The 8215-nt window shown below is 68.5% G+C and carries 9 protein-coding genes, 3 tRNA genes and 1 pseudogene; 6 read left to right on the top strand and 7 right to left on the bottom strand.

Annotated elements, in window-relative coordinates; translation table 11 throughout:
• Positions 1–124 (top strand): IS3 family transposase (locus GCG21_RS17425; RefSeq protein ID WP_370517430.1); only part of this gene is annotated, 124 nt, incomplete at its 5' end.
• Positions 125–190: 66 nt separating this feature from the next.
• Positions 191–685 (top strand): hypothetical protein, encoded by a 495-nt coding sequence (locus GCG21_RS16025; RefSeq protein ID WP_152910671.1) that lies wholly within the window; start codon positions 191–193, stop codon positions 683–685.
• Between the two features lie 148 nt (positions 686–833).
• Here GCG21_RS16025 and GCG21_RS16020 read toward each other — a convergent pair whose 3' ends face one another.
• On the bottom strand, positions 834–1703 hold the full coding sequence (locus GCG21_RS16020; protein ID WP_194165150.1) for a site-specific integrase: 870 nt from the start codon (positions 1701–1703) through the stop codon (positions 834–836).
• 200 nt (positions 1704–1903) lie between these two features.
• Here GCG21_RS16020 and GCG21_RS17420 point away from each other — a divergent pair.
• Positions 1904–2182 (top strand): annotated as a pseudogene (locus tag GCG21_RS17420) (helix-turn-helix domain-containing protein); the annotation flags it as partial.
• 49 nt (positions 2183–2231) lie between these two features.
• Here GCG21_RS17420 and GCG21_RS16010 read toward each other — a convergent pair.
• From GCG21_RS16010 to GCG21_RS16000, 3 genes are all read right to left on the bottom strand, one after another.
• Positions 2232–2304, bottom strand: a tRNA-Phe gene (locus GCG21_RS16010).
• Between the two features lie 43 nt (positions 2305–2347).
• A tRNA-Asp gene (locus GCG21_RS16005) sits at positions 2348–2421 on the bottom strand.
• 69 nt (positions 2422–2490) lie between these two features.
• Positions 2491–2563 (bottom strand) — tRNA-Glu (locus GCG21_RS16000).
• 144 nt (positions 2564–2707) lie between these two features.
• Between GCG21_RS16000 and GCG21_RS15995 the strand changes: the two genes are divergently transcribed.
• Positions 2708–3208: a metallopeptidase family protein gene (locus GCG21_RS15995; RefSeq protein WP_152910669.1), complete on the top strand. Its 501-nt coding sequence runs from the start codon at positions 2708–2710 to the stop codon at positions 3206–3208.
• Positions 3209–3218: 10 nt separating this feature from the next.
• Here GCG21_RS15995 and GCG21_RS15990 read toward each other — a convergent pair whose 3' ends face one another.
• The 3 genes from GCG21_RS15990 to surE all read right to left on the bottom strand — a co-directional run bounded on the left by GCG21_RS15990 (position 3219) and on the right by surE (position 6328).
• A complete protein-coding gene (locus tag GCG21_RS15990) occupies positions 3219–4325 on the bottom strand; it encodes an LCP family protein (RefSeq protein ID WP_152910668.1) in 1107 nt (368 codons plus the stop codon).
• A gap of 202 nt (positions 4326–4527) precedes the next feature.
• A complete protein-coding gene (galE, locus tag GCG21_RS15985; RefSeq protein ID WP_152910667.1) occupies positions 4528–5508 on the bottom strand; it encodes a UDP-glucose 4-epimerase GalE in 981 nt (326 codons plus the stop codon).
• A gap of 52 nt (positions 5509–5560) precedes the next feature.
• Entirely contained in the window at positions 5561–6328 is a 768-nt protein-coding gene (surE, locus tag GCG21_RS15980) for a 5'/3'-nucleotidase SurE (RefSeq protein WP_194165149.1), read from the bottom strand.
• 111 nt (positions 6329–6439) lie between these two features.
• Between surE and msrB the strand changes: the two genes are divergently transcribed.
• Both msrB and GCG21_RS15970 read left to right on the top strand, forming a co-directional pair.
• Complete coding sequence (gene msrB / locus GCG21_RS15975) at positions 6440–6838, top strand: peptide-methionine (R)-S-oxide reductase MsrB (RefSeq protein WP_152910665.1); 399 nt, start codon at positions 6440–6442, stop codon at positions 6836–6838.
• Positions 6839–6855: 17 nt separating this feature from the next.
• Positions 6856–7743 (top strand): DMT family transporter, encoded by an 888-nt coding sequence (locus GCG21_RS15970; RefSeq protein ID WP_370517575.1) that lies wholly within the window; start codon positions 6856–6858, stop codon positions 7741–7743.
• Positions 7744–8215 lie beyond the last annotated feature (472 nt).

Genomic DNA, 8215 nt, shown 5'->3' with positions numbered 1-8215 from the left:
CAAAGCGACCATCGACTGGATCACGAACTACTACAACACCATCCGTCGGCACTCGACTCTCGGATACTTGACACCCACAGAATATGAACTAGGATATAGGAACATCAACGAATTGGCAGCCTAATTCGCCTGTCTACTAAAGCGGGAACACTCCAGTGTTGCGGATCAGAGTTATAAGGTCGGCAAAGCGATGGTTGACCAGGATGTGCTAACTCGTGATCTTCGCGCCATTTTCGCCGCGATTCGACGGACTGGCGCGGTAGTGTTGGCTGAAGTTGATGAACGTGCCGACGTAACGGAATTTGATGTAGCGATACGAGATGAATTGGATCAGATTAGTTCAGTGCTCAACTTCCTAGGGGGGCGAGTCGAGTCTGAGATGAAGAGGCTGCCTGAGAAGCCGGTTCGGGAGACGTACTCGAAGCTTAAGGGTGCAGGAAAGAACGAGGTTTCAAAGAAGGAGTTCCGCTGGGACCGGCGCGCATGGGCGAATGTTCACCGTATTTCCTGGGCGTACCGGGATGCTAGCCAGTCTGGCAGCTATGGTGATGAGATCGCACTTTCGGAGGCCAATCGAGTCATCGTCCATATTGATGAATTAACTTTACGCAATGGGGTGCGAGAGAATGCTATTAGGCCTCTGCCTGGGCCGTTGCTATATTCAGAAGGGGGCCCGGGGCGGTAGGGGTTGCGCTTTAGGGTGAGAGTGAGGTGTATGGTCTCGGACGAATGTCGGTCGTCTCTTCTCCGCCCAGAAGTTGAGTGCGCGCGTGAGGTCGACCTATTTAGGTGCCACACGTTGGGCGAGGTGTGAATGTTGAGTGTCAAACTACCTAATTGCCTACAATGAGACTTGGAAGGCGCCTGAGGGCAGCGGCGCTGGTGTCGTCGGCAACGGCTGAGTAGCCCTCGGTTGTCTGTATCGACGAGTGCCGCATGATCTTCTGGACGACGCGGGTGGGCACGTCCTTGCGGATCAGTTCGGTAGCAGTCCAGTGGCGTAGCTGATGAGCAGTGACGGGTGCTCCGACGCGGCGGAACGCCTCAGAGAGCACCTTGCTGACCGATGCGGGAAGAACGTGCTTGGACGGGTCAATGGGCGACGGGAACCACCAGCCGCGGCGCGGGAAGTAGCTCCCATGGGCTCGGGCGTGGTCGGCGACCGTCGAGTGAAGATCGTTCGTGATGTCGGTGTCGCCTTTACCGATGATTCGGATCCTCATGGCGGCGAGATCGACGTCCTCACCCCGGAGTCTTGAGATCTCAATGCAGCGCATACCCTGGAGCGCGGCGAGAAGAACCTTCATCTTCGTCTGCACCTCGAGGTTCCCAGCTCGGAGGACAGCGTCGAGGTGGTCCGTGAGAGCCGGCCGCGGTTGCATGCGTGGGAGCCGTGGTGTGCCGAGACTGATCGTTGGGTCATCCGTTCGAAAGCCACGCTGCTGGAGCCACTGGAACCACATCCGTATGACGACGTGGTAGTTGAACTGTGTTGTCGCTGCCTTGGTGCGTGAGCAGTCGGCGAGGAAGGATCGCAGGTCGTCCTCGCCCAGGTGGACAGCCGGCCCGAGAGTCGCATCGAGGTACCGCACGAAGCGAACGCGCTCCTTGATCGTGCGCGGTGAGAGTCGGCGCGAGGCCATCTCCAGCTCCCAATGGCCGAGCAGCTCGATCGTCTCGAGTACCAACTCAACGTGCGTCATGATGCAGCCTTCGCGACTCGTGTGCTTGCTCCGATCGTCGGAGCCTCGCATCCTCGGCGACGGATGCGCTGTCTGCCGGGTGTTCCTTGTGGACGAGGGTGCATGTCCACAGGGATGGTGCCCTCTACCGTAGCGCAGATGCTCACTGAATAGATCAGAATGCTTGCACAGTAGGACGGGCTGGAGTACGGTGCGATTCCATGGACGCAAACCAAGTCGGAGATGGCGGCAACCAGGCTCAGTTTCACCGCATCGTGGCTGCCAACGTGCGTGCCGAGATGGCACGGGCTGGCATGAGCGGGAGTGCGCTGGCGGGGGCTCTGGGAATCTCGCGGTCGAACGTGTCGATGAAGCGGGCCGGCCAGACGCCGTTCACGCTGAACGACCTGGCGATCATCGCGGGTCGGCTCGGGATCACGCCGGGCGCCCTGGTCGACGGGGCCGTCGTGCGGGTCGACTTCAACCACGCCGCCGACCCTGGACACATCGAAGCCCCCGCGGCTCGGGGCCAAGGCGGGGGCATCGGAGTGGCTCCGACCGGCGTCGATCCGGTGACCTTTCGATTTTCAGTCGAACGCTCTACCAACTGAGCTACAGAGCCGTGAAACGAAAGCCCGGCCACGAGTGACCGGGCGATGGTTCCGCGACCCCGACCGGACTTGAACCGGCGGCCTCCGCCGTGACAGGGCGGCGCTCTAACCAACTGAGCTACGGGGCCTTGCTGGCCTTGCGGCCGAACTTGCTAGGAAGATCCTATAGGCAAATCTTCGTGTCTCGGACCAACGTGCACCCCCAACGGGATTCGAACCCGTGCTACCGCCGTGAAAGGGCGGCGTCCTAGGCCGCTAGACGATGGGGGCCTGTTGGCAAGACGACGAGCAGCATACGGGCTCGGCTGACCGGACGCAAAACCGACAGCCGCTCGACCGGCCCGGCCGGGCGTCGTCCAGGCGCGATCTGGCGCGGATTTTGGCGCACACGCCCCCGCGGGGGAGGATCGGTGCATGCCCGCGAACCTCACGCCGTCCGACTCGCCCGATCCCGCCGCCGGCTGGGGGGTGCCCGACGGCGTCGCTCCGCACCCGGGCGGTTCGCCCGCCGAACGGCCGGGTGAGGGTGGGGAGGATCACACGGACCGTCGCCTCGCCACGGACCTGACGACGGATGAGTTCGACGAGCTCGTGTCCGAGGGGCTCGACCTCATTCCGACGCGGCTGACCGACCAGATCGACAACGCCGTGATCCTCGTGGAGGACGAGCCGACCGAGGAGCAGGGAGACGAGAACCTCCTCGGCCTGTACGAGGGCACGCCGCTGACCGAGCGGGACTCCTGGTGGGCCGCCGGATCCCTGCCGGACCGCATCACGATCTTCCGCGGACCGATCATCCGCTACTGCGACTACGCCGACGAGGTCGCGGAGGAGGTCGCGATCACCGTCGCCCACGAGATCGCCCATCACTTCGGCATCGACGACGACCGGCTCGAGGAACTCGGCTGGGGCTGAGCGGCCCGGATCAGGGCTGGGCCGGGTCCTGGCCGTAGTCGTTCGGTTCGATGTCCGCGGGCAGCGGCCGATCGGCGGCGATCGCGGCCCACACCTCGGCGGCCGCGGCGGTGAGTTGGACCCGGTCCGGGTCGGGGGCGTAGGCGGCCACCGGCGCGGTGATCGACGTGATGTCGGCGGAACTCACGTGCTCCATGCTCCGCGCCAGTCCCACGAGCGCCGGAATCGACCCGAGGTTCGGGCTCAGGGTGAGGGCCTCGAGCGTCTCGGCGGCGACCTGGTAGAGCCGGCGCCCGTCGGTGAGCAGGTTCCGCGAACGTAGATCCTCGAACACGGTCGTGAGCAGGTACTGCTGCCGTTCGATGCGCCCGAGGTCGGAGCCGTCGCCGAGGCCGATGCCCTTGCGCGCCCGGGCGAACGCGAGCGCCTGGGTGCCGTCGAGATGCTGGGGCCCCGCCTCGAGATCGAGGTTCGCCTCGCGCGAGGACATGTCGTTCGGGATCGTGATGTCCACCCCGCCGAGGGCGTCGACCACGTCGACGAAGCCGGCCATCTCCACGAGCACGAACCCGTCGAGCTCCAGCCCGGTGATCGATTGCACGGTCGTGATGTCGCAGGCCACGGCGCTCGTCATGTCGCCGCCGGCCTGGTAGGCGAAGGCGAACGCGCTGTTGAACTGGCCGAAGCGCCCGGGCACGACCTGCCCGCTCGAGGTCGTGCAGTCCGGGATCTGCAGCATCGTGTCGCGCGGGATGGAGACCATGTCCACCCGGTCGCGGTCCTGCGACAGGTGCACGACGATGTTCGTGTCGGCGAGCACCGAGTCCACGCTGTGGTCGCCGATCGCCTGCCCGTTCGCACCGCCGCGCCCGTCGGAGCCGATGAGCAGGAGCGTGAGGGACCCGGTCGGCACCGGGCTCGCCGTCGGGCTCGGGGCCGCCGGATCGGGGGTGCGGGTGGGCACGAGGGCACTCGTGTCGAGGGTGTTGATGCGCCCGGAGATGTCGTTGTAGACCGTGGCCGAGGCCGTCGTGACCGCGAGTGCCACCGCGAGGGCGCAGAGCAGCGCGGTGCGTCGTGCCCGCCTGCCGGTGCGCAGTCCGTGCCGAGCGGTCATGCCGCCTCACCCCCGAGTCGTCGGTACCTGGAACTCACGATACTCAGCCGGAGTGGAGGAGGCCCACAGCATTGATGGAGAGATCGTGACGGTCCGGATCCGTATCGAACTGCGTAGGGACGGCGCCCGGCCGCCCCGGGTGGATCGCGCCGCCTCCGTAGCGGTCGGGGCACGCTACGGGGCGGCGGTGCGGCGTCCGTGCTCAGCCGGCCTGGCGCGCCTCCCAGGCGGAGGCGACCATCTCGGTGATCGTGTGCCGCATCCGCCAGTCGAGATCGCGGGCGGCGGCCGCGCCGGAGGCCACGATGCGGGCCGGGTCGCCCGGGCGGCGGGCCTCGATTCGGGGCGTGAAGTCGATCCCGGTCGCGGCGGCCATCGCGGTCATGATCTCCCGCACGGAGACCCCGTCCCCCGAGCCGAGGTTGTAGACCGGCGCGAGCTCGCGGCCGGCGGCGAGCGCCTGGGCGGCCACCACGTGGGAGTGGGCGAGGTCGGCCACGTGCACGTAGTCGCGCACGCAGGTGCCGTCGGGCGTGGGGTAGTCGTCGCCGTTGATGTGGGGGACCTTGCCGGCCACGAGGGCGTCGAGCACGAGCGGGAAGAGGTTGTGCGGGGAGGTGTCGCGCAGGTCCGGGGTCCCGGAGCCGACCACGTTGAAATAGCGCAGGCTCGTGTGCCGCAGTGGGCGGTCCGGGTCCGCGGCGGCCCGGTCGGCGATGATCCACTCCCCGATGAGCTTGGACTCCCCGTAAGGCGACTCCGGGCGGGTCGGGGTCTGCTCGGTCACGAGGTCGACGTCGGGCGTGCCGTAGGTGGCCGCGGAGGAGGAGAACACGAGGTTCGCCACCCCGGCGCGATCCATCGCCTCGAGCAGGCTCACCGTTCCGGTGACGTTCTGGGTGTAGGTGTGCAGCGGGCGCCGCACGCTCTCGCCGGCGTACTTGAAGCCGGCCAGGTGCACGACGCCGGCGACGTCGGTCGAGCGCATCGCCTCGGTGAGCGCATCGGTGTCGAGCAGGGAGGCCTCCACGAACTCGACGTCCGCGGGCACGAACTCGCGATGGCCGGAGGAGAGGTCGTCCACCACGACGGGCGTGATGCCCGCCGCCGCCAGGGCGCGCACGATGTGCGACCCGATGTAGCCGGCGCCGCCGGTGACCAGCCAACTCTGCGATTCGCTCATGGCCTCACCCTAGCGCGCCTGAGCAAAGATGTAGAAGTTCGATCAATGCTGTTCAGTTGTGGGCGTCGAATTCCGGCAGGTCGTAGCCGTCGAGATCGTGCACGGGCCCGCGCACGAGGGAGATCGTCGCCCAGTTCTCGCTCAGGAGGAACCCGTCGGAATCGTCCGCGAACTGGCTCGAGAGCGCCACGATCGCGTCCCCGCCGAGCAGCATTCGCACCTGGTCGGCCGCGTGGTGCGGCTCGGCCGCGTACCGCCCGAGGACGGCGCGGCGCAGCCCCCGGACCTCGCTCACCGGAACGTCCGGGATGTTCACGTTGAGCACCCGGCCGTCCCGCGGGAGTTCGGGCACGGTGGGCAGCACCCGGGCGAGCACCGACTCGGCGGTCTCCCAGTGCGTGGGGTCGAGGGTCGACATCGAGGCCGCCAGCGCCGGGATGCTCATCGCCGCGGCCGTGAGGGCCGCCCCGACCGTGCCGGAGTGCACGACGGCCGGCCCCACGTTCGGGCCGAGGTTGATCCCCGACAGGAGCAGTTCGGGCACGAAGCCGAAGGCGCCCATCGCCGCGCCGTAGGCGATCATCGCCGGGCTCGCGTGCACGGCGACGGAACGGACCGCGTCGTCGAGCCCGTCCGGACGCCCCTCGCGGATCCGGAAGCCGCCGTCCTCGGGCTCCCCCTGCAGCGAGGCCGCCGCCCCCGAGTACTCCTTGTTCGGGGCGGCCACGAGCACCTCGTGACCGGCGGCGAGTGCCGCGTGTGCCAGCGGCACGAGCCCGGGTGAGTCGATTCCGTCGTCGTTGGTGATGAGAACGCGCATGCGCACCATTCTCACTCACGGGTGGCAAGGGTCTGCCCATCCGGGAGGTGGTCGGGGGTCCCCGCTGCGGAATGCTGGAGAACGAGGCGCCCGGGGGAGAGAATGGGAGGCATGTACGACGTCACGAAGACCGATGAGCAGTGGCGGGCCGAGCTCTCGCCCGCCGAGTACCACGTGCTGCGGCAGGCCGGCACGGAACGCCCCGGCACGGGTGAGCTGCTGCACGAGGACCGCGAGGGGATCTACTCCTGTCGGGCGTGCGGCGCCGAGCTCTTCCGCAGCCACGCCAAGTTCGAGGCGCACTGCGGCTGGCCGAGCTTCTACGAGCCCCGGGCCGGCGACGCGGTCGAGCTGCGTGAGGACCGCTCCCTCGGCATGGTCCGCACCGAGGTGCTGTGCGCCGCGTGCGGTTCCCACCTCGGGCACGTCTTCGACGACGCCCCCCAGACCCCCACGGGTGACCGCTTCTGCATGAACTCGGTCTCCCTGAGCTTCGCTCCCGCGCCCTGAGCCCGCCGCTCGCCCGCGTGCCGGCGCCGGCGCTGTTCATCACGGCCGGCCTCTCCCAGTACGCGGGCGCCGCCGTCGCGGTCGGCCTCTTCGCCGCGATGCCCCCGCACACGGTGGCCTGGCTGCGCGCGCTCGTCGGCGCGGTCGTGCTGCTCGCGCTCGTGCGCCCCTGGCGCGCGCCGTGGAACCGGGCGACGCTGACGGAGACGGGCCTGTTCGGCCTCGCGCTCGTGGGCATGAACATGCTCTTCTATATCGCGATCGGGCACCTGCCGCTCGGGGTCGTCGTGGCCCTCGAGTTCGCCGGCCCGGTCGTCGTGGCCGCCCGCGGTCATCGCAGCGCCCGGGGCCGCGCCGCCGTGGCCCTCGCGGCGGCCGGGGTCGTGGCGATCAGCGTCATCGGACTCGACTGGGGTGGCGCGAGCGGGCCCGCCGGGGGAGGACTGCCGGCGCGGGACCTGGCGCTCGGGCTCGTCGCCACCGCCGGCGCGAGCGCCTGCTGGGCCGCCTATATGGTGCTTGCCGGGCGGATCGCCGCCGCCCGCGACGGGCAGTCCTCCCTCGCCGTGGGGACGACGATCGCCGCCCTCGCGTACGCGCCGCTCGCCCTCCCGTGGGCCGGGCCCGCCGCGGACCCCGCGCTGCTGCCGGCGATCCTGGGCATGGCGCTGCTCTCGACCGTCGTGCCCTACATGCTCGATCAGGTGAGCATCCGCCGCCTCGGAACCGCGGCCTTCGCCCTGCTCAACGCGCTGCTGCCGGCCACCGCGACCGTGGTCGGCCTCGTCGTGCTCCGGCAGCGCCCGGGGCTGTGGGACCTGCTCGGGCTCGCCGCGATCACCGTCGCCGTGGCCCTGACCGGCCGGAGTGCCCAGCCGGCGGCGGCGCCGCCCGAGCCCGCCTGAGCGTGGGGACGATCGTTGGTGCCCCGCACCGGGAAGTTTCCCCGCCGGGGCTCTTCGCCACGCTCACCGGGTGTGCGGGGAACATCGTCGGTGCCCGGCCCCGGGGAGTTTCCCCGCCTGGGCTCTTCGCCACGCTCGCCGGGTGTGCGGGGAACATCGTCGGTGCCCCGCCCCGGGTAGTTTCCCCGCCGGGGCTCTTCGCCACGCTCGCCGGATGCGCGGGGAACATCGTCGGTGCCCGGCACCGGGGAGTTTCCCCGCCGGGCTCGCCGGTACCGTCGTCACGGATCGGTGGGGTAGAAAAGTGGTGCCCGGAACCGTGTCTTGTATCGGGACATGGGTGACAGTTCTGCATCAGGACATCGGTGACGTTTGATGTATCAGGACGTCGGTGACGGTTCATCGTTGATGGTGGTGGTGCGGGGGTGGAGGAGGGAGTGGTTGTTGCTGACGTAGGTGATGCCCTTGGGCG

The organism is Pseudactinotalea sp. HY160 (genome assembly GCF_009372055.1).
In the GTDB taxonomy this organism is placed as follows: domain Bacteria; phylum Actinomycetota; class Actinomycetes; order Actinomycetales; family Beutenbergiaceae; genus HY158.
This window is presented reverse-complemented; position numbering and strand designations above follow the sequence as displayed.

Coding starts and splice junctions, on each gene's coding strand:
- msrB (WP_152910665.1), top strand. CDS start 6,440: ATGTACGACGTCACGAAGACCGATGAGCAGTGGCGGGCCGAGCTCTCG.
- galE (WP_152910667.1), bottom strand. CDS start 5,508: ATGAGCGAATCGCAGAGTTGGCTGGTCACCGGCGGCGCCGGCTACATC.
- surE (WP_194165149.1), bottom strand. CDS start 6,328: ATGCGCGTTCTCATCACCAACGACGACGGAATCGACTCACCCGGGCTC.
- GCG21_RS15990 (WP_152910668.1), bottom strand. CDS start 4,325: ATGACCGCTCGGCACGGACTGCGCACCGGCAGGCGGGCACGACGCACC.
- GCG21_RS15995 (WP_152910669.1), top strand. CDS start 2,708: ATGCCCGCGAACCTCACGCCGTCCGACTCGCCCGATCCCGCCGCCGGC.
- GCG21_RS16020 (WP_194165150.1), bottom strand. CDS start 1,703: ATGACGCACGTTGAGTTGGTACTCGAGACGATCGAGCTGCTCGGCCAT.
- GCG21_RS16025 (WP_152910671.1), top strand. CDS start 191: ATGGTTGACCAGGATGTGCTAACTCGTGATCTTCGCGCCATTTTCGCC.